Origin of the sequence: Enterococcus sp. AZ141, from assembly GCF_051714385.1 — a bacterium.
GTDB classification, from domain to species: domain Bacteria; phylum Bacillota; class Bacilli; order Lactobacillales; family Enterococcaceae; genus Enterococcus_D; species Enterococcus_D entomosocium.
Genome location: NZ_JBIORT010000001.1, coordinates 104,808 through 125,251 on the forward strand (window position 1 = coordinate 104,808; position 20,444 = coordinate 125,251).

The window sequence follows — 20,444 nt, forward strand, 5'->3', positions numbered from 1 at the left end:
CCTTTATGCAACTTCATTGGTCGTACGATTCATTACCAAAACAAAAGGTAGATAGATCAAAATCGCCACGACAATACAGATCACTTGTGTGATCACAGCCCCGAAATCTCCGGCAGTAGCTAGATAAGCATTGACGATCGGTGGCATCGGCCATGGGACCATTACCACTGCTTTAGCGGCAAAGCCTAGACTTGTCGCCACGTACCCAATCGTTCCTGTTACTAACGGTGTCAAGATAAAGGGAATCGCCAAAATGGGATTCAGCATAATTGGCATTCCGAAGATCACTGGCTCATTGATATTGAAAATCCCAGGTGCTAATGACAATTTAGTGATTTGGCGCATATCCTCTCGTTTACCGACGATCAAAATCGCAATCAGCAAACCAATCGTCACGCCAGAGCCGCCCATACTCATATACATATCCCAAAACGGCATCGTAATGATATTGGGTACTTCTTTTCCAGCTTCAAAGGCTTCCGTGTTGACGGCAATCGCTGCCAACAACAATGGTTCTCGAATGGGTTTGACCATCTGGTTCCCATGAATCCCGATCACCCAAAAGACTTGTGCGATAAACATCAACAACAAGATGCCTGGTAAGCCTTGAACGATTCCTTCCAGTGGGCGTTGAACGACATTGTAGATGATATCGTAAGCATACATTCCTGTGAGCGCCTTGATAGCAAAACCAGCGGTGGCGATGATGGTCACGGTGAAAATCGTTGGAAACAATGCCGAAAAACTTGCCGAAACATTCCCTGGAACACTATCAGGCATCGTGATCTGCAGCCGTTTTTGTCTTCCTAGCCACGCATAAAGCTCGATGGAAACGATCGCAACGAACATGCCTAAAAATAGACCTTTCGTGTCCGTGTATTGCTTAGCCAGCACGTTTTCGGCAACCACCGTCGCATCTTCGTGCAAAAATTCAAAGATCATTGGATTAACAGAAAGATAAGACATCACGGCGATGATTCCTGGAAAGACCCCAGAAATCTTATTTAGTTTTGCTAGCTCAATCCCAATCAGAAACACTGCATAGATCGTTAAGAAACTCAATGTCACATAACTGACCGCAGATGAGATTGGTTTTAAACTTTCTAAAAAGCGCAGTACCTCGATTTGTGCCAATCCATTTTCAGCATCAAAAACCATTGCTGAAAATAATGTACCAAATGCCCCTGTAATGATTACTGGAATCAAAGCAGCAAAGGCATTTTTAATGACCATGATGTAGCGTAAATTGTTGATCCTGTTGGCAAATTTTCCCAAAACGTCAGCGAGTCGATCCATAAATCCTTGCATAAAACTCCCTCCTATACCCTATTCTTCAATTGATAGAAAACGATTACATTACAAATGTAATTCATTTCTTGAAGAATGTAAACGCAGGAAAAGCTTTTAAAACAGGGTATGTAAAGCTCCACGTTTACATACTTCGTTTTATCACTTATTATTATTTTGAGGTGAAGCAAATGGCGAACTACCATGACATCGCTGCCGATTTACGGAGCAAAATCAATCACGGGTTTTACGAAGAAGAGAAAAAATTGCCGAAGCAATCCGAACTGGCTGCGGATTATCAAACGAGCCGCGTGACGATTCAAAAAGCATTGAATATTTTACAAATGGAAGGCATTATTTACGGTAAAAAAGGCACGGGTACGTTTATCAGCGATTCCTATTCAACCTTCGATTACAACGCCAAGATCAATCGCGGGCTGACCAAGCGCCTTGGAGAAACAGGAAAGATCACCAGCAAGATCATTTCTTTTGCCATTCTTTTTCCCGATGAGAAAGAACAAGAAAAACTAAACATTCGCAGTGACCAGCAAATTTATGATATCGTTCGTTTGCGTCTATTTGACGATATACCCGTTGTTTTAGAATATACCATCATGCCGCTTCATGTCATTCCTGGCATTACCGAAGAAGTCTTAACCTCTTCCGTCTATAGCTACATCACGAACCAACTCCACTCCTCGATTGGAACATCTGTCCGTCGTATCAAAGCGGATCGTGCAGACACCTACGACCAGCAATACTTAGCTTGTGCTGCCACCGATCCCATTTTAGAAGTGGAACAAACGGTTTACCTCGGCGATGGGACGCCTTTTGAATTTTCCCAATCACGGCACCGCTATGATATGGGGGATTTTATTGTTGTAAATAATTAATACGCTGCGGATCGAGTGCCTCTGATTGAGGGTCGATACGCAGCGTATTTTACTTAAAATACTGCTGATAGACTGTTTGACCAATTTCTCTTAGCCAACTGATCCCTCGGCCACTACCGGCTTTATCATAGGAAAATGCCGCAATGATGATCGTCGTTTCATTGGCTTGTAAATATGCTACATCGTGTTCGATGCGGTCAAGACGACCTGTCTTATTAAAAATGCGGCAAGAAGGCTGCGCAGTTTCAGCAAAATTCCCCGCTAATCCATCTTGAAATTGCTGCTGATTTAAAGGTGAAAATCCTAGTGCAGCTTCTTCTCGTTCCACACACCTTAGTAGCAGTTTGGCAGCCACCGAGGGTGTCAAGCGGTTCTCTTTGTCTTTGATCGGTCGCATCATATACCGTTCAAATTGGATCTCCGGCTCCTGAATCCATGCCTGAAGCGTGGGCAACCCTACTAAGTCCAATAGTACATTGGTCGCAGTATTATCAGATACGGCGATCATTGCCGTGAGAAGTTCACTGATGGTCCAACCTTTCTTCTGAGGAAAAAGACGGATCACCCCAGCACCCCCTGTCAGATCAACAGGGTTCACACAAATTACCTGTTGGGGATCGATCTTTTTTTCGATGATTTGTTCAAGATAATACGCGTACAAAACAAGCTTACTAATACTCGCTGCCGAAAACGACTTTTGACCCTGATAGTCAACAAGACATTCCGTTGGCGTACCGATCCATACCCCCATTTCCAACGTTGCCTGGTAGTTTTTTAGAATAGGATCAATTGCTACACGCAAGTCATCTTTTCCCATCAAATGCCCCTTTCCTTACGATCATGAAAAGAATGTTCATGAGTATTCCTGTGATTCATTCGGCTGGTTTTGCCAATAACGCGCCACAACTGCGAGTTCTGGTTCATAATTAGAGCCAGTGATTTTGGTTTTCATGACCCGTGACCCAGGTGTTCTTGAATGAATCATTTCGTCATCCCCCAAATATAGACCGACATGATGGACTTCGCCTTTTCCTTCTTCATAAGCAAACAACAGCAGATCCCCTGGTTGTGCCTGACTGTAAGGTACGATGTTTGCTTGTTGTGCTTGCTCGATCGTATCTCGGGGGATTAAAATACCATGAAGTCGATGCAGCGAATACATGAATCCAGAACAGTCAAAGCCACTGCCGCTAATGCCTGCCCAGACATAGGGCTGGTTTATAAATTGTTCTGCCAAGGCTATTATTTTTTCTGGGAGCTTTGCCCATGTGTCCGATAGGACGTGAGCAAAAGCTTTAGCGATCGTTGCTGGTCCATTAGGCGTAGCCACTTGATAGGAATCTGCGGTTTCCCCAACAAGTGGTAAAACTGTTCCAAAAGAAACAAGTCGTGTGGTCGAGTCAAAAACAAGCACGGCTTCTTTTGCAATCACACCAATCCTTCTTTTGGCTGTTGCATAGTCTGGTGACAATGGCTTCAATACCTCGTTCGGCAGATAACCCGGATACCCGAGTGGGTGTTTATTGCTTATTTGATCCAAGACGATCACATGGGACCAACCATCCGTTTGGGCGATGACTTCTACAATCGTCCCATATAATACTTCGGAGTCCACTAAGCTTTCCTGATAAAGCCGCATCGTATCTTCATCAGTCAAAAAAGTGTGCAGTGCTTCTAAAGGAAATGCTTTGATTTTTGCTAGTACTTTGTTTTCTTTGGGTTCCTTCCATAAGAAGGAAGAGCCAGCCTGAACAATTTGTTTCATCTTTGCTCCTCTCATAACTGTTTATTCGTTGATTCCTAGTCCGATGCGTTCGGTGACGCTCAAGCTTCCTGGACGCTGAAGAATCCCTTGCATTTCAGGGGAAGTCGTTTGGGTCTCCCACATAAAAGGAACATCCAGATCATAAAATTGGACATCCGCCATCCCCAAGGCAAAATGGGCGGCTGCAGCCATTCCCCCATACCCTTCAATCATCGAACCGACCATCACCGGCATTTGATGCTCTTTTGCCAATTGATAAATTTTTTGTCCCTCTTTGATCCCGCCGCTTTTCATCAATTTAATGTTCATATAATCGCAGCAGTTTTCAGCAATCAAACGTTTGGCATCCTCATAGGAAAAAAGACTTTCGTCTGCCATGATCGGAATCGTCGTCCGAGCAGTCACATAGCTAAGTCCAGCAAAATCATTGGCTTTGACGGGTTGCTCAACAAACTCGATCGGAATGTCTTGCCATTGGTCTAAAATCTGCACCGCTTCTTCTTTGGTCCAGCCTTGATTGGCATCAATTCGAAAGGGGATCTTTCCTGCCAAACGTTCATTGATGCGGCGAATTTTCGCAACCTCCTCTTCGATCGCGTCTACTCCCAGTTTGATTTTCAAGGAGCGAAATCCCGCCTGGATTTTCGCTTGGGCATCATGCAGCATCTGCTCCTGTGAACCAACACTGATCGTATAGTCGGTTGTCAGTGTATTGGCAGAACCACCTAAATAGCGGTAAAGAGGCAAGTTTGCCGCTTTTGCCAGTGCATCATGCAACGCGATATCAATCGCCGCTTTAGGGCTCGTATGATGCTGGATCAACGCATGAAGCTCATCCATTACCAGCAATTGGGCATCTACCTTTCTTCCTAACAGGAACGGGGTAAAGACAGTTTCGATATCTGTTAAAATACTTTCTTTTGTATCACCGGTGATCACTTCGGTAGGTGCTGCTTCTCCGATGCCAACGATCCCATTGTCAAAAGAAAGCAGCACTCGAATCACTTCGACGGCGTGCACTTCTCTGAGCGCCGTTTTAAACGGTGCATTCAGCTGGATCGGAATTAGCTTCGTTTCAACTGCTGTGATTTTCATTCGTGTTCCTCCCAAAAGGAAAAGCCGTTCTTATCTAGCTGGAATGAATGATTCCTCTTCACTGCTAGATAAAGAACGGCTTTATTCCTTGCTCTAGTTGCTGAACGCTTGGCGTTCCTCTTTTCTGCAGTACTGTTTGACTACGTCAGTCGGTAGATGTATGAAAGAATTGTTTTTTTTTACTTATTCTTCGACAAACACATTTTTATAATCATAGGCAGCACCGACACTATGAACGATGAGGCCTTTGATCTTAGGCGACCGCAGATGTGCTTCTGCACTTTGGAAAAGCGGTATAACGCCCAAATCTTCATTTAAGATTTTTTCTGCTTCCACCATATTTTCCCAACGGGCTTCTGGGTCGTTGGCATTTTCATTGGAGGCTTGTTCGATCAATTGGTCGTAGTCATCATTTAGCCATTTCCCACGATTGTAGGAACTGTCTTTTTTGAACAATTCCAAAAAGTTGATTGGATCTGCATAGTCCCCGATCCAATTGTTCATGACCATCTCAAAATCGCCGCTATTGGAACGATCCAAACGAACAGAAAAAGGAACGTTTGTGACTTCGACAGTCAATCCATCCAGTGTTTGCTGCAAGGTTCCTTGAATGTATTCCGCCATTTTTTTCGATTGGTCGGTATCTGAGGTCAGCAGCTCGAAAGACAACGTATCGATCCCCAGCTCAGCTTTGGCCTTTTCCCAATACTCTTGGGCTTTTTCTTCGTCATAGTCTAACGTCGTTGCCGCATCCTCAACAAAGTCAGCTTTTGTCTCTGGATTGAAAGCTAGGTCAGAAGGAACAAAACCGACAGCCGGTAATGAGCCGTTGCCTAAAATATTCTCAACGATTTGTTGCCGATTCATGCTATAAGAAATGGCTTGCCGCAAATTTGCATTTCGAAAAGGCGAATCTTCTGGTGCTTGATTCATTTCTAAATACTGAGTGGTTGCACTAGGCTGAACAATGTAATCAGGATGATTCACATTCTGCATCGCCAATTCACCGCTTAAAATAATGTCATCGGCTTGTCCGCTTTCGTACAAGTTATAAGCAGTCGATGAGTCTTTCACGACATCGAAATTAACTGTTTCAAGTTTGACTGAATCGGCATCCCAATAATCCGGATTTTTTTCCAATGACCACTGGATATCGGTGCCTGGGCCAGCATAATTGGTCAATAGGAATGGTCCATTGTACGCCGCGTTTTCACTTGTTAAGGCGTATTGATCACCAAATTCCTCCACGACACGTTCGTTTTGTGGGAAGAAGGTTGGAAAAGCCAGTAAAGATAAAAAGTAAGGTGTTGGTTTTTCTAACGTGATTTTCAACTCATGATCATTGACTGCTTCGATCCCTAACTCGCTTTTATCTAGCGTCCCATCTGAAATAGCGGCAGCGTTTTTAACGGGTGCCAGCATATAGGCATAATTGGAAGCAGTGGCTGGATCAACTGTTCGCTGCCAACTAAAAACATAATCAGCCGCAGTAACTGAATCGCCATTGGACCATTTTGCCTCTTCCCGCAGTGAAATGGTGTAGGTCAGCCCATCTTCACTGACTTCAGCTTCTTCACTTGCCCCGGCAATCACTGGAACATTGTTCTCATTCAAGCGATAAAGGCCTTCATAAGCATTGTTCAGAGTAATAAAGCTATAAGAGTCGGTTGCTAAAGAAATATCGGCACTGCCCATCTCCGCCGAAAATTGCACATTGATCACTTGCTCTACAGAAGAAGCTCCCGTTGAATCCGTCTCATTTTCTTGCGTGCCATTTTGACAAGCTGCCAAAAAGAAGCTGCTAAGTACTACAAGCATTAATGCATAGTTGGTACGTTTCCCCATTCTCACTCATCCCCTTCTAACATTCAGATAATTCAAAAAATTCTGTTTGTTGTACCGAGTTTACCGCAAGTTTATACAGCCTGTCAATTTAACGCGACGAAAAAATGTAAGAGGTTACACCGAGATGTCAGTTTTCCTTATTCTTTATTCCTTAATGAAACAAAGCCTATTGTCTAGCAACTATCTTTGAAAAATCTGCCGCTCTAAGAAAGCATACAAAAAAGTTCTGATCTCCTACTGATCAGAACTTCGAATGCAATCTTATACAGAATGAAGCATAAAAACGGATAAAAAAACTTCCACTATTTTCCTAACATTTCTTTCCTAACATTTCAAAAAAAAGACGCAAATTTCGTCTTCATAGCGCTTTCTCAGAACCTTCCCACTTTTTTGCCTTTCAACTCAAGGAACAAAAGAAATCTCCTCAGAAAGCAAAAAAAACGTATCTATTTTAAAATGGGAGTGGTACACTAAACAAACGAAGAGTACTGCACGTGAGAAAAGAAAGACTTCCCCAAGTATCCATTTTCTCCAATACTCTTCGGACTCTTCAGTACGTATATTAATTATACGTACTTTTTTCATTTGTTCAAGGCTTTTGAGGGATTTAATCAAAAAATGACTATCGATAAAAAGCTTAAAAGATTCCATAGCTAATTGACAATCATTCTCAATTAGCGCTATACTAAATGAAATCACTCACAGTTAAAGGAGGAATTTCATGTATATCCGTACCGTTGCGTTTGAAGTCATTCCAGAAGGCAAAGACATCTTTCTTGCTAAAATGAAAAAAGATTCCGCCTCAATGAAAACATTTGCTGGCTGTCACTCTGCTGAAGCTTGGTTTTCAGAATCAAAAGACAGCCTCGTTTTCCAGTTGGTGTCAAAATGGACTGAGAAAAAAGCCTTTCAAGCTTGGTTAAAACGTCCCGAACATTTGCAAAAGCACAGAGAGGCGTATCGAGCAGAAAAAGAAGGAACTGCAAAACCGAACCTTGTTTTGTCCAAGACCGGTCAAGAATTTGTCTTGATCGATGAAGAGGCTACTCCTAGTTAAACTATAAGAGCGATCCACCAAAGCAGATTGATTTAGCTATGGTGGATCGCTTTCTTGTTCAGTGCCTCTCTTTTCTACTCCACCGTTCGCTCGTTCAAGGTTCTTCCTTGCTGATCTTTTAATTGCAGCCAACCATTGGTGCCCCCATAGTAAAGAAACATGCCTACCTCGTTGACACTTTTTAATACAACGTCTTCAATCGTGTGTCCCTCTTTGATCGCTGCTTGGTTTTCTTGCCGAATTTTTTCCGCTAAACGAGCAGAAAAACCAACCGATCCGTCTTTATTCAAGGGAATCTCTTGACTCAAAATTGCGCCTTTTTCAATTCGAACCTCGTTGCGTTTTTGCCAATAGACCCTTGCTTTACTTCCTTGATAGTCAACCATGAAGGGTTCATCTTGTAATTCTTTTGACCATTTGTGTCTTGGTTTGCCCCCTTTTTTTGCCTCTTTTGTCGTCTTTTTGCTCGTAGATCCATAGCCAAGAAAATCGATAAATCGATCAAATGGTTTTGCGCTAGCAGCAATGGTTTGCTGCAACTCTTGTGGGATGCCGATGGATGCTTTGGACCCATTGGTTAACTGATATTGTTCTTGATAATAGGCTACTAAGTAAGGAGCCATGATCTCCCAAGGTGGTGTGAGGATCATCAAGCGGTCGTATTCTAACTGGTCGTCAAAGGTTTTATCGTCTGCTACTGAGAAAATTTGGCCGTCTTTGATAAAAAATAGCACAGTATTTTCTTTGACTTGCGCTAAACTTCCCTTAACAATTTGCAGTTGGCCTGCTTCATTCGGCCATTCAAAAAGCAACTGCTGTTCCTCAACCATCGTCTTTTTTAGTTCCATCCTATTCCCTGCTTTCTGTTGTTTTCTCGCCTATTATAGCACTTCTTTTGCTAGGTACCTGAGTCTAAGAATCAAAAAAGAGACTGCTTCTGAGAAACAGTCTTTTTTTAAGGGAATTGGTTTACATGCATGGTTTCATTTTATTTTGATTGGGTGATTACCAATGGATCAGCTAAAAAAGCATTCAACTAGCGCTGGTTGATAGATCTCATTGTATTTTGCAACTACTCGTCCGCAACGTTCTTCGATATCTTCATGATCGATCCCATCGTAGCGGATCACATTTAATACGACACACCGTTCCATTTTTCTGACCACTTCACCGATCACGCGGCTTTGTAAGCCGACTGGTTTACATTCATATGCTTTACCTAATACAATAGTTTCTGCTTCCATAATTCTCTCCTTAAAAACTCATTTTTCTAATTGTATTATCATTTTATCATCTAATTTTAATTAAATAAAGTAATATGCCCGACATTTTTAAATAATAACTAAAAAAAGCGTTCATTATTCAATGAACGCCCCACTTAAAAACATTATGTTGTTTTATAGTTAAAATTAAAAAACAAGTACTTTATTGACGGCTTGCTACCAATAAAGCAGCAAATTCTTCCAGATATTTCTGATCGATCGCATCATAGCTGTTCGTTTTTCCACTATCGATATCCAGCACTCCAAGCAACTGATCATCAACCACCATGGGAACTACGATTTCAGACATCGCTGCTGAGTCACAAGAAATATAATTTTCATGTTCTTTGACATTGGGTACGATCAATGTGGTTTTTTTCTCTGCTGATTCCCCACAAACCCCTTTGCCTAATGTGATTCTGGTGCAAGAGACTCTTCCTTGGAATGGACCTAAAATCAGTTCGCCTTCTTCAAACAAATAATAGCCGGCAAACACTGTATCTTCCAATGTTTCATTCAGTAAAGCAGAAGAGTTGGCTAGGTTGGCGATCCAATTACTCTCCGCTTCTAGCAACCCTTTTAATTGCAGAAGCATCAATTCATACGCTTCGATTTTTTTATTCATTTTATCACCTCTGTCCTTGATTATAAGCAAAGACAGAGGATTTGTCTTGTCTAAATTATTGGGTATTGGAAACAAAAATTGTGAAAAAAGAAGTTGCCTGAAACAGTCTACTTGCCAACCTATGCAGCTATCGATTCTGATCGATTGGGTCAATCATTTGTTGAACCTACTCTGCATCAATCACAGTAAAACGAGTATTTTCATGTTGCACTGTTTCAATTTCATCAAGAATTGCTTTGGCTAACGTACCGCTGGAAGTTACTGATTTCTTTTGGTCGTTGAAAAGCAAGTGATCTTTGCCTAAAATCGCTGGTTTAGCTGGTCCCTCTTGAAATAGATTCCCTGGAGAAATCCCGACCCAATGAACATTTTTGACGGTTTCTAAAAAGAGATATTCATCTAACTGATTTTCTGGGATCGCGATCCAGCTTTCACTTCCTGGGGCTTTTTTCAATTCGGTAAGATTGCGTTCACCCGCTTCGTTGAACAGGCTGCCAGCTCCTAAAATGAAGAACAAACGTGTGTTCTTTTCTCGAAACAGGTGCACTAATTTTGCTGCCAGATCCACATGCAAGTACGCTTGGTCAGGACTTGTCGCAAACGCATCGACCAATACGTCAAACCCGTCGAGGTCTCCTTCTGTTAACGAAAAAGCATCTTTTGTAAGTGTTTTGACTGTATCACCAAATTGTTCTTTGGCTTTAGCTTCATTTCTAACGATAGCAGTCACCTCATGTCCTCGCTGTACTGCTTCTTGATAAATAGCTGAACCTGCATTTCCTGTTGCGCCAATAACACCGATTTTCATGATAATCATCCTTCCTCATCTTTTGTTTGACTAAAACAGTTGTTACTAATCAAGTTACAACTAGAGTATAAAAGAAACTTTCTTTCCTGTCAAGAAATTGCTTAGCAGGTGAAAGTTCTTTTTACTGTGTTGTGTCCGTTCAATCTACTGTTTGGCTTCTCCTCGAATGCCTTCAATGATTGATTGCAACGAGATGGCACTCATCTCCTGCTCGATTTTCTTTTGCAGCACATCATAGGTTTCTTCTAATACCCCTTGAATATTCCCCCCAATTAAGCAGTTGGGGTTGGTTTTTTTGTCTGCATGTAAAAGATGGTGATCTTTTTCAACACTCGCATAAATGTCTAACAAAGAAATCTCATTTGGTTCCTTTGTTAGTTTAGGGTTTGGTTTTCCTCTTTGGCTTTCGATCAATCCAGCAACCCGTAAATCACTCATAATCCGGCGAACATAAGCAGGATTCGTTTCAACGCTCTGGGCGATCCGATCACTTGATAAATCAGTTCCTTTAAAGAGGTGGATGTAAGCGAGGATGTGAATGGCGTCGCTGTATTTGGTTGAATATTTCACTTCGTCTCCACTCCTTTTTCTTGTATCATACCTCTTTTTTAGCATTTAGACAAAGGGGACTGATCAATCTTACAAAACTCAAGAATCCCGTCAAAAAAAACAGCCCTCAAAAAGTTAGCACAAAAGCCTAACTTCTTGAAGGAACTGCATACTGAACCACTTTTTTACTTTTTATTTAAACGATCACTTTGCTAATAGCCATTCATCCATGCTGATTCAAGCTGATTGCCGTCGGGATCAACGATTTCATAGCCGACCATCATATCCTCTGGAATCCCCATGTCAACTTGGAACGATTGGCCGCCATTTTCTTCTGCAATCTTCGCAAAATTCTTCGCTTCTTCTGGTGTATCGAAGCTAAACGCAATCAATGCACCACTTGTGTTCTTCGTATCCGCAATACGTCTGCCATTCAGAAACTGTTGATAAAACTCATGTTCTAACAACATTATCCAAATCGATTCACTCCAAACCATTCCGCTGCTAGTCTCGTTTGAGAACTCTTCATTTTTGACAAATCCCAACGCTTCATAAAAGGAGGTTGCACGTTTGATATCAGTGACAGGCAAATTTATAAACACCATTTTATTCGCCATTTTCTTGCCTCTTTTCTTTGATAAGTTGTATTGATGAATCCGCTCTCATTATAGCATCTATCGTTGGATTCACAAAAACATCAGACCTTATCCTACGCCGTTGGTTTCTATCAGCTCATTCAAAACTCGTTTTTCCAAGCAAAAAAACCTTTGCATGAAAGGCCTTTTGCTTTTATCACCTATGGAAAAGTAACCAGATACGCATCGCATAGAAGCCATTTTTTCGCTAATCAATTCAACTGCAAGCTGATCTGTTTTTTTCAATACTTAAAGCTCAAGTCTTGAATCGATCACGGTAGCTTTCCCACGATAAATTTTTCGATACTCTTTTGGCGTATAAGTAGTTGCTTTTTTAAATTTCTTACTAAAATAATTTGGATCATTGAATCCTGCTCTGACAGAGATTTCACTGATTGATCGATCACTTGTTGATAGTTCTTTTTTGGCAACTTCAATACGATAAATCATCAAGTACAATGAAAAGGTCATTCCTAATGTATTCTTGATCAAACGACTGGTGTGATACCGGCTTAAATGCAGGTGATCTGCTAAAGTATCTAACGTAATATGTTCTCTATAATTTTCATGAATATAGCGCAATATCTTATGTCTTAAAGAAAGCGAAGGAGAAGCCTCATTATTTTTCTCGATGTGTAGCAAGGAAATCTGATTGATGGATTGAATTCCCCGATCCAATGCATAAACAAAATCATTTGTGATCGGTTCGACCAAGTAATCAATCAAGCCGTAACGCAACGCTTTTTGAGCGGTAGCAAAACTTTCTACAGCAGAATACAAAATTGCTTTTGCATTAGGGCAAAATGAAAGCAATACTTTATATAATTCAAAAGAGTCCTCTTCGCCATCCGCATTAATCACTGCAATTTCAACCGGCTGCTCAAGACAGGTACGCTGAAGCGCTTTTTTTGAACAAACAGTCGGAAGCAAGATGACATTTGGAAAATGACGATCGATCAAACGAATCATATCGTTAACTGCTCCATGCTCTTTGCTATCAATGATCAATAAGTTACACACGAAATCTTCTCCTTCGTTTAATATTCACCCGTTGGTTTTTCTATTTCTATTTATTTCTCTTGAAAATCAATGACCATTCGCCCTTTGATTTTTCCTGAAAGCATTTCATCAAAAATATCATTGATCTCTTCTAACTGACGCATGACAACTTTTGGAACGACTTTTCCTTCGGCTGCGAATTGGAAAGCTTCTGCTAAATCAGTCCGTGTTCCAACAAGGGAACCGACGATTTTAATACCGTCCAATACAAGTCGAGGAATGTTCAAGTCCATGCTTTCTGGTGGAAGACCAACCGCTACAATCGTACCACCCGCACGAACGGCATCGACAGCAGAATTGAAGGCTGCTTTTGAAACAGCTGTTACTACAGCTGCATGTGCGCCGCCGGTTGCTTCTTGAATAATTTTTGCCGCATCTTCTTTCGCAGGATTGATCACAAGGTCAGCGCCATGATCTCTTGCAAAGTCCAATTGTTTCTCGTTGATATCAATCCCAATCACTTTTGCATTAAAGACATTTTTTGCATATTGCAAGGCTAGGTTTCCTAATCCTCCTAAACCATAAATCGCGATCCATTGACCTGGTTTAATGTCAGAAACTTTTACCGCTTTATATGTGGTTACACCTGCACAAGTAATGCTGCTGGCTTCAGCAGAACCTAAGCCCTCTGGTACCTTCACTGCATAGTCAGCTACAACGATACACTCTTCAGCCATACCGCCATCTACAGAATATCCGGCGTTTCTAACGGAACGGCATAATGATTCATTCCCGTTCACACAGTATTCGCATGATCCACAGCTTTCATATAACCAAGCGACACTTGCACGGTCACCGATTGCTAGAGAAGTAACATCATCACCGATCGCGACCACTCTACCGATTCCCTCGTGTCCAAGTACGATTCCAGATGCATCTCCGAAGTCACCATCTTTTACATGCAAGTCCGTATGGCAGACACCACAACACTCCATTTTCAATAATGCTTCATTCGGACGAAGCGCTCTCAATTCTTTTTCCTCAATTTTTACAACCTTATCGTTTGATACTACAGCTGCTTTCATGAAGACACCTCTTTCAATTCATTTAAATAAAGAACTTTCTTTTATTTGTGAAGTAATTAACTAACACGAAGAGGTCAGCAATAGCTAGATAAAAGAAAGTTCCCTATCGAGAAGGTTACCATAGAAACCATCAAAAAAAGGGGAATATATTGCTTTTTTTCTGTAATCATTTATGAGAAAAAAATAATGAAATAATTCAAGTTTTTTTCTTAGATTTCAAATTCCATAAACTACAAGGACTAAAAAAACGAAAAAAAATCATCATATAAATAACAAAAGTTTTAATAAAACCTATCAAGAGGAAATTACATAAACATGTAATCTTGGTCTTCCCCATTATTCTCTAATCCTTTTTTTATCAATTCGGTGATTTACGATTTATTTTCTTTCAGGCACTGAGTTTCATATTGGTATTTAACGTGATGTCCCTCATCAGTGTTTTCCTAACAATTTTCACTCCCTTTTTCTCCTTCTCTGCACATAAAAGCAAATAATGCTGAAAGGTGATCGATCAAACAATCTTCAACCTGCAATCTGTCACTATCGGATAGCCGATAAATGACCACAAAAAGTTTCAGTCGATGGCATTGTGTTTCACTCAGACGACTGTTCCCATCAAAATACAAGTTTACCCAGTGGTATGCAGCAATGATCCCCTCCTATTCTTATAGTCGTTTCATGATTTTATCACAACGAATAGAAAGTTTTTGTCACCTCAGACAAAAGAAAAAAGCCCTTGAAATCAAGGGCTTTTGCTTCATCTGATAATAAATGATTAACGACGAATTTCTTTGATACGAGCTGCTTTTCCGTGTAATGCACGTAAGTAGTACAATTTTGCACGACGTACTTTACCGTAACGAACAACTTCGATTTGTGCAACACGTGGTGTGTGCAATGGGAAGGTACGTTCAACACCTACACCGTTTGATACTTTACGAACTGTATAAGTTTCGCTGATACCAGCACCGCGGCGTTTGATGACAACACCTTCAAATAACTGGATACGTTCGCGAGTTCCTTCGACAACTTTCGCGTGAACGCGAACAGTGTCCCCAGGACGGAAAGCTGGGATGTCCGTACGTAATTGTTCTTGAGTTAGTTCTTGAATCAATGGATTCATGTTTATCATTCTCCTTATTCCCAAACATTCTTAAAGCATGAAAGCTCCAGCGGAACATCGTAATAGTTGAGTTTACACTCACTGAAACATCTTACCACAGTCGACCACAGGCTGTAAAGAGAATTTTCTTGTCATCGCGCAGAATATCAAAAAAACTGGCACTATTTTAGTTGCCAGCTTTCGCTTCTTCTTCAATTTCTTTTAAAAGCTTCTGCATTTCTTCCGTCAACGGATAATTTTCTAGCATATCAGGTCGGCGCTGAAAGGTGCGGCGCAATGATTCTTTTAATTGCCACTGCTCGATCAATTTATGATTGCCATTCATCAAAACTTCTGGTACTTTCATGCCTTTAAACTCTGCTGGGCGTGTATATTGCGGATGTTCTAATAAACCAGTGGAATGAGAATCGGTTTGTGCGGAGGTTTGATTGCCTAAAACTTCTGGTAATAGTCTGACCGTCGCATCGATCATGACCATTGCACCCAATTCGCCGCCAGTCAAGACGTAATCTCCCAGTGACACTTCATCAGTGACCAATGAACGGATTCGTTCATCGTATCCTTCATAATGACCACAAATGAAGACGAGGTGCTCTTCGGTAGAAAATTCTTCTGCCATCTTTTGATCAAAAGGTTTCCCCGCTGGGTCTAAAAGGATCACGCGTTTCTTCGTTTCTGGTGCTGCTTCTTCGATCGCTTTGATATTGTCATAGACAGGTTGGACTTTTAATAACATTCCTGCTCCGCCACCATAAGGATAGTCATCCACTGTTTGATGTTTGTTGTCGGAATAGTCACGGAAATTTGAGACGTTGATTTCTAACAGTCCCTTTTCCCGTGCTTTGCCAATGATCGATTCTCCTAGAGGACCTTCGAACATTCGCGGAAATAGTGTCAATACATCAATTCTCATCGTCTAACAACCCCTCTGGGATTTCCACAGTGACCTGACCATTTTCAAGATCGATCGTGTGGACAACCGACTCGATATAAGGAATCAAGGCATCCTTCTTCCCTTTTCGTTGAACGACCCAAACGTCATTGGCACCTGGTGAAAGGATCTCTTTGACTTTACCAATGATTGTGCCATCTTCTTCGACGACTTCCAGACCAATAATTTCATGGTAGTAAAACTCATTTTCTGCTAAATTCACCAAATCATCCTTGGTAACTTTTAAAATGCCGTTACGAAACGGTTCAACATCGTTAATATTGGGATAGCCCTCAAACGTCACTAAATCAAAGTTTTTGTGTTTGCGATGACCTGAAACAATCAATGTTATTGGCTCTTTATTTTCACGAAAAAGTGTCAATTCGGCCCCTTTACGGTAGCGTTCTTCTGGAAAATCCGTTTGTGATATCACACGTACTTCTCCACGGATTCCATGTGTATTGACGATTTTTCCTACGTTTAAATATTCTGTCACGTTCGTTCCCCATTTCTTCTAACTTCTGTTCTATTTTAGCATAGCAAAGTAGCGAATTCTAGCCGTTTCCTAGCGCCCCATGTTTTCCTCAAAATCATCGCGCGAAAAATGCCCCTTCGACGCTTGATCAAAGGGGCATTGTCCTAATATGAACCTTATTGATTCATAGAAACGGCCATTTTCAATGCTGAACGTGCATCTTGATGTTGCACCGTTCGAAGGGTCTTTTCTTGTTGCCAGACCACGGTAGTTGCTGTATAGTCATTTTTTCCCATATCGATGGTGATTTGACCGACCTCAGGCGCTGGGAGCATAGCTTCTTCCAGATACGCTACCACTTCTTTGGCAACCGGAACTGGATCTTGTTCCTCTTGATTGACTGCTCGAACAGTCAATGACCAATTTCCTTCTTGCCAGCTCAAATAACTGGAGCCAGCAGCTCCTTGCATATGCCCAGTAATGCCATATCCGAGATCAACGGCTTGTCCGCCATCATCAGCTGTTACATTGACCGCTGCAGCAGCTTCATCCGCTGATTGATAGTCTTTTGATTGAAAAGCAGCAATCGGTGTTTCCTCGTTCAAAGCCTTGTCATTGAGAGGCAACTGCTGATCAAGTCCATAATAAAGAATTGAGGCATCGGCTTGACTGCCGGCTGTGGCTGCATTCAACACTTTACCTGAAGCAAGTGGAATGTCCTTGGGTAAGACAAGATCAGGGAATACCGCTTGTATTTGAGCGTAGATATCTGCAGTACTATTCGTGTTTGAAGAATCCCTAGAAGCCGCCTGACTAGAAGATGTACTTGATTGACTTGTTTCTGATTGATTACTTGCTTGCGTTTGGGTACTTTCCACCATACTCGTCGCTGTTGTTTCGGCACTACTGGCTTGACTTGTTTCTGGTTCCTGTTGATTATTGCAGCCAGCTAAGGCGCCCATCGTCAGCAGCGTAACGAATAATCCTAGTTCTTTTTTCATGATGTTCCCCTCCTTATACAAAGGATACCCCTCAATAAAAAAAATGACAAACAAGTCAGATTGTCTGTCATTTTTTTGTTGATTTTTTAAAGATTTGTCACCCAATTTTGCAGTGATTGAAAGCCATCCTTGATCCATTGCCAAACTTGATTGGCGATCGTCGATAGGTCGCCCCAACGAAAGTTTTGTGTCCATTGGTTCAATTGCGTCATGATCTCCTCACGATAGACCCAAATTAAAAAGAGCAACAACAAGATCCCTAGCGTTCGCCAAAGAAAAGAACCAATTTTATAAATAAAGACGAGGATCAAAAGAACGACGATCCATGCGATTAGTTGAGACATACAAGCACCTCCTCCTTTTGATTATCTCAAAACCACCTTTTTTTGTCCTCCATCTTAAGCATGAATTTTACAAAAAAAGCATTCCTCAAAGAGAAATGCTTTTCATTCTTGCTTATTTACCATCAATGATATTCAAACGAACTTTTTTTGGTCCATTTGTCCGTACACTGTAAACGATTGTTCGAATTGCTTTGGCAACCCGACCTTGTTTACCGATGATACGACCAATATCCTCTGGTGCCACAGTAAGATTATATTCCAAGAAATCATCTGACTCTACCAGCTCAAGCTTGATATCCTCAGGTTTGGTGACAAGTGGTGAAACGATCGTTAAGACTAATTCTTGCAAATCTTTCATCCAAAGTCACCTTATTTCTTAGTGAATTTTGCTTCGTGGTGTTTTTTCATAACGCCTTCTTTAGAAAGGATGTTACGAACTGTATCTGAAGGTTGCGCACCTTTAGATAACCAATCAAGAACTAAATCTTCTTTGATTGTCACTTCAGCTGGGTCTAGTAAAGGATTGTAAGTACCAACTGTTTCGATGAAACGTCCGTCACGAGGAGAACGTGAATCTGCTACGACGATACGGTAAAAAGGTTTCTTTTTAGAACCCATGCGTTTTAAACGAATTTTTACTGCCATTATTTACACCTCCATTGATTTAATCACAAGAGCTAGTTTAACAGGTTTTTTCGATGGTGTAAAGAGTTTTTTCTTTACAGCTAAAAAAAGTTTCTTCTTTCTTATTTTCTAAGCATGGTTATCTTTTGCCAGAATGGATCAGGACGCGTATCATTAGTAATAGAGAAACTTTTTTGAGTCAAATCGTTTTATTTGCACCATTCACTTACTTTTGGTAAGCTTAATGAGTAGAAAACAACAAGGAGGAATTTTACATGACAAAAAAAATTGGTTTTATCGTCGGCAGTTTACGGGAAGGATCCTTTAATAAACTCGTAGCGAAAAAATTCGCATCATTATTACCAGAAGGTTTTGAAGCATCTTTCATCGAAATCGGCAACTTGCCTTTTTACAATGAAGATTTGGAAGTTGAAGGAAAAGTTCCTGCTGAATGGACAGCATTTCGGGAAGCATTAAGCGCCGTTGACGGGGTCTTCTTCTTTACACCAGAATACAATCGTTCTGTTCCTGCAGCATTGAAAAATGCATTAGATGTTGGTTCTCGTCCTTACGGTGCTAGCAGTTGGGGTGGCAAACCAGCTTTGGTTGTCAGCGTTTCTCCAGGAGCGATCGCTGGGTTTGGTGCAAACCATCACCTACGTCAATCATTAGTCTTTTTGGATATGCCTACTCTACAACAACCAGAAGCCTATATCGGTGGAATCACCAACTTGATTGATGAAAACAACGAAATCAACCCAGATACAGTAAGCTTCTTTGAAACGATCATTGCAAAATATATTGAACTCTTTCAACGATTCAACTAATTAAGAATCCAAACAAAAAGACCAAGAAACTCGGCACTGAGTTTCTTGGTCTTTTTACTGTGAAGAATAATCGTTTGCGCTTTTTACTCGCTGCCTGACACAGACTTTCGGACAAAATGAAGTTCTGTCAGTTCCCCCATCTGTTTTGTTTCAACAAACGTCAAGCGTCTCGCATAATCCCCCGGTTCAAACAGTCGCTTGCCCTCTCCTAAAAACACCGGCGCGATTTGAATAAACCATTCATCGATCAAATCAGCTTCCAGCAATGGTTTTAATAAGGAACCCCCACCTACTACCCATACGTTTTCCTCTTGTTTTAATGCTGAAACAAATGCAACTGGATCCGTTGACACTAGGGTTGCATCCGGCAGCGGCTCTTTTCGGGTACGAGAAAAAACATAGTTGGTCTTTTCAGGATATAGCAGTCCATCATCCATCAGTTTTTTTGCTTCTTGATAGGTCTTTCTTCCCATCACGGTCGCGTCGATGGTTGCAAAAAATGCTTCATAGGTCGTTGCAACACCGGTATCAGTTTGAAACAGCCAGTCCAGTTGATCCTCCATACCTGCTAAATAGCCATCGAGGCTGATTGCACCATAAAATACCACTTTTCCCAATTAGGCTCACTCCTTTATTTTTACGATTGCTTCTGACCTTCGACAAACACAAGTGACTAAGTGATCATTAACCATGCCGACCGCTTCCATAAACGCGTAAATAGTTGTCGTTCCGACAAATTTAAAGCCTCGCTTTTTCAAGTCTTTTGCTAGCTGATCGGAGATTTCCGAATGGGTCGGTACATCGGATTGCTGCTGAAATTCATTGATGACTGGCTCATGATTGACATATCGCCACAAGAATGCGGAGAAACTGCCGTATTCTTGCTGGATTTTTAAAACTTCTTGGGCATTGATGATCGCTGCTTCAATCTTTCGTCGATTGCGAATGATTCCTGGATTCATCATCAGTTCTTCCACTTTTTCTTCCGTATAGTTCGCTACTTTTATGATATTAAACTGATCGTATGCTGCATCGAAATTCGCCATCTTGTTTAAAATCGTTTGCCAGCTCAATCCTGCTTGATTCATATCTAACACCAGTTTTCGAAACAACTGCTGATCCTCATACTCAGGTTTTCCCCATACCGTATCATGATACTCCTGCATTGCTGGTGTACTGTTGGCCCATTCACATCGCTCCATTGTCCTCATCAG

At 41.3% G+C, this 20,444-nt stretch carries 25 protein-coding genes; 3 read left to right on the forward strand and 22 right to left on the reverse strand.

Annotated features, from left to right (window positions below):
- Positions 1-3: 3 nt before the first annotated feature.
- Complete coding sequence (locus IGI89_RS00555) at positions 4-1,308, reverse strand: PTS sugar transporter subunit IIC (protein WP_005237208.1); 1,305 nt, start codon at positions 1,306-1,308, stop codon at positions 4-6.
- A 170-nt stretch (positions 1,309-1,478) separates the two neighbouring features.
- Here IGI89_RS00555 and IGI89_RS00560 point away from each other — a divergent pair, with 170 nt between their 5' ends.
- Positions 1,479-2,180 (forward strand): GntR family transcriptional regulator, encoded by a 702-nt coding sequence (locus IGI89_RS00560; protein ID WP_034872495.1) that lies wholly within the window; start codon positions 1,479-1,481, stop codon positions 2,178-2,180.
- 49 nt (positions 2,181-2,229) lie between these two features.
- On the opposite strand, the gene IGI89_RS00565 is transcribed toward IGI89_RS00560, so the two are convergent.
- From IGI89_RS00565 to IGI89_RS00580, 4 genes are all read right to left on the reverse strand, one after another.
- A complete protein-coding gene (locus IGI89_RS00565; RefSeq protein WP_086299221.1) occupies positions 2,230-2,997 on the reverse strand; it encodes a serine hydrolase in 768 nt (255 codons plus the stop codon).
- 36 nt (positions 2,998-3,033) lie between these two features.
- Positions 3,034-3,945 carry a C40 family peptidase gene (locus IGI89_RS00570; protein WP_008377632.1) on the reverse strand — a complete coding sequence of 304 codons (912 nt, stop codon included), beginning with the start codon at positions 3,943-3,945 and terminating at the stop codon, positions 3,034-3,036.
- 21 nt (positions 3,946-3,966) lie between these two features.
- A complete protein-coding gene (locus tag IGI89_RS00575) occupies positions 3,967-5,040 on the reverse strand; it encodes a dipeptide epimerase (protein WP_086338006.1) in 1,074 nt (357 codons plus the stop codon).
- 183 nt (positions 5,041-5,223) lie between these two features.
- Complete coding sequence (locus tag IGI89_RS00580) at positions 5,224-6,885, reverse strand: peptide ABC transporter substrate-binding protein (RefSeq protein ID WP_438735108.1); 1,662 nt, start codon at positions 6,883-6,885, stop codon at positions 5,224-5,226.
- A gap of 721 nt (positions 6,886-7,606) precedes the next feature.
- Between IGI89_RS00580 and IGI89_RS00585 the strand changes: the two genes are divergently transcribed.
- Positions 7,607-7,942 carry an antibiotic biosynthesis monooxygenase family protein gene (locus tag IGI89_RS00585; RefSeq protein ID WP_438735109.1) on the forward strand — a complete coding sequence of 112 codons (336 nt, stop codon included), beginning with the start codon at positions 7,607-7,609 and terminating at the stop codon, positions 7,940-7,942.
- A 74-nt stretch (positions 7,943-8,016) separates the two neighbouring features.
- Here the strand turns inward: IGI89_RS00585 and IGI89_RS00590 are convergent, their stop codons facing one another.
- From IGI89_RS00590 to rpsP, 15 genes are all read right to left on the reverse strand, one after another.
- Complete coding sequence (locus IGI89_RS00590; RefSeq protein WP_218193508.1) at positions 8,017-8,790, reverse strand: hypothetical protein; 774 nt, start codon at positions 8,788-8,790, stop codon at positions 8,017-8,019.
- A 168-nt stretch (positions 8,791-8,958) separates the two neighbouring features.
- Positions 8,959-9,186, reverse strand: a complete 228-nt coding sequence (locus IGI89_RS00595; protein WP_005237217.1) for a hypothetical protein — start codon at positions 9,184-9,186, stop codon at positions 8,959-8,961.
- Between the two features lie 181 nt (positions 9,187-9,367).
- Positions 9,368-9,829 (reverse strand): GAF domain-containing protein, encoded by a 462-nt coding sequence (locus tag IGI89_RS00600; protein ID WP_008377623.1) that lies wholly within the window; start codon positions 9,827-9,829, stop codon positions 9,368-9,370.
- Positions 9,830-9,995: 166 nt separating this feature from the next.
- Complete coding sequence (locus tag IGI89_RS00605) at positions 9,996-10,646, reverse strand: NAD(P)H-binding protein (RefSeq protein WP_082741566.1); 651 nt, start codon at positions 10,644-10,646, stop codon at positions 9,996-9,998.
- A 135-nt stretch (positions 10,647-10,781) separates the two neighbouring features.
- Complete coding sequence (locus IGI89_RS00610) at positions 10,782-11,207, reverse strand: Rrf2 family transcriptional regulator (protein ID WP_034878711.1); 426 nt, start codon at positions 11,205-11,207, stop codon at positions 10,782-10,784.
- A 191-nt stretch (positions 11,208-11,398) separates the two neighbouring features.
- Positions 11,399-11,803 (reverse strand): VOC family protein, encoded by a 405-nt coding sequence (locus tag IGI89_RS00615; RefSeq protein ID WP_438735111.1) that lies wholly within the window; start codon positions 11,801-11,803, stop codon positions 11,399-11,401.
- 267 nt (positions 11,804-12,070) lie between these two features.
- Positions 12,071-12,790, reverse strand: coding sequence for an AraC family transcriptional regulator (locus tag IGI89_RS00620; protein ID WP_176285408.1), 720 nt, complete (start codon positions 12,788-12,790; stop codon positions 12,071-12,073).
- Between the two features lie 101 nt (positions 12,791-12,891).
- On the reverse strand, positions 12,892-13,905 hold the full coding sequence (gene adhP / locus IGI89_RS00625) for an alcohol dehydrogenase AdhP (protein WP_008377614.1): 1,014 nt from the start codon (positions 13,903-13,905) through the stop codon (positions 12,892-12,894).
- 775 nt (positions 13,906-14,680) lie between these two features.
- Positions 14,681-15,028 carry a 50S ribosomal protein L19 gene (rplS, locus tag IGI89_RS00630; RefSeq protein WP_002357176.1) on the reverse strand — a complete coding sequence of 116 codons (348 nt, stop codon included), beginning with the start codon at positions 15,026-15,028 and terminating at the stop codon, positions 14,681-14,683.
- A 166-nt stretch (positions 15,029-15,194) separates the two neighbouring features.
- Complete coding sequence (trmD, locus tag IGI89_RS00635; protein ID WP_005237230.1) at positions 15,195-15,941, reverse strand: tRNA (guanosine(37)-N1)-methyltransferase TrmD; 747 nt, start codon at positions 15,939-15,941, stop codon at positions 15,195-15,197.
- Positions 15,931-16,455 (reverse strand): ribosome maturation factor RimM, encoded by a 525-nt coding sequence (gene rimM, locus IGI89_RS00640; protein ID WP_087664384.1) that lies wholly within the window; start codon positions 16,453-16,455, stop codon positions 15,931-15,933. Before rimM ends, trmD begins: the two co-directional genes overlap by 11 nt.
- Before the next feature lie 155 nt (positions 16,456-16,610).
- The gene (locus IGI89_RS00645; RefSeq protein ID WP_438735114.1) at positions 16,611-17,435 is read right to left on the reverse strand and encodes a hypothetical protein; all 825 of its coding nucleotides are present in this window, start codon (positions 17,433-17,435) and stop codon (positions 16,611-16,613) included.
- An 86-nt stretch (positions 17,436-17,521) separates the two neighbouring features.
- Positions 17,522-17,779, reverse strand: coding sequence for a hypothetical protein (locus IGI89_RS00650; protein ID WP_005228919.1), 258 nt, complete (start codon positions 17,777-17,779; stop codon positions 17,522-17,524).
- Between the two features lie 112 nt (positions 17,780-17,891).
- Positions 17,892-18,137, reverse strand: coding sequence for a KH domain-containing protein (locus IGI89_RS00655; protein ID WP_005228918.1), 246 nt, complete (start codon positions 18,135-18,137; stop codon positions 17,892-17,894).
- A gap of 11 nt (positions 18,138-18,148) precedes the next feature.
- Positions 18,149-18,424, reverse strand: a complete 276-nt coding sequence (rpsP, locus tag IGI89_RS00660; RefSeq protein WP_005228917.1) for a 30S ribosomal protein S16 — start codon at positions 18,422-18,424, stop codon at positions 18,149-18,151.
- Positions 18,425-18,678: 254 nt separating this feature from the next.
- On the opposite strand from rpsP, the gene IGI89_RS00665 reads away from it, so the two are divergent.
- Positions 18,679-19,230 (forward strand): NADPH-dependent FMN reductase, encoded by a 552-nt coding sequence (locus IGI89_RS00665; RefSeq protein ID WP_016613846.1) that lies wholly within the window; start codon positions 18,679-18,681, stop codon positions 19,228-19,230.
- 83 nt (positions 19,231-19,313) lie between these two features.
- Here the strand turns inward: IGI89_RS00665 and IGI89_RS00670 are convergent, their stop codons facing one another.
- Positions 19,314-19,847, reverse strand: a complete 534-nt coding sequence (locus tag IGI89_RS00670; protein ID WP_005237235.1) for a dihydrofolate reductase family protein — start codon at positions 19,845-19,847, stop codon at positions 19,314-19,316.
- Between the two features lie 6 nt (positions 19,848-19,853).
- On the reverse strand, positions 19,854-20,432 hold the full coding sequence (locus IGI89_RS00675) for a DNA-3-methyladenine glycosylase I (protein ID WP_016619836.1): 579 nt from the start codon (positions 20,430-20,432) through the stop codon (positions 19,854-19,856).
- Between the last annotated feature and the right edge of the window lie 12 nt (positions 20,433-20,444).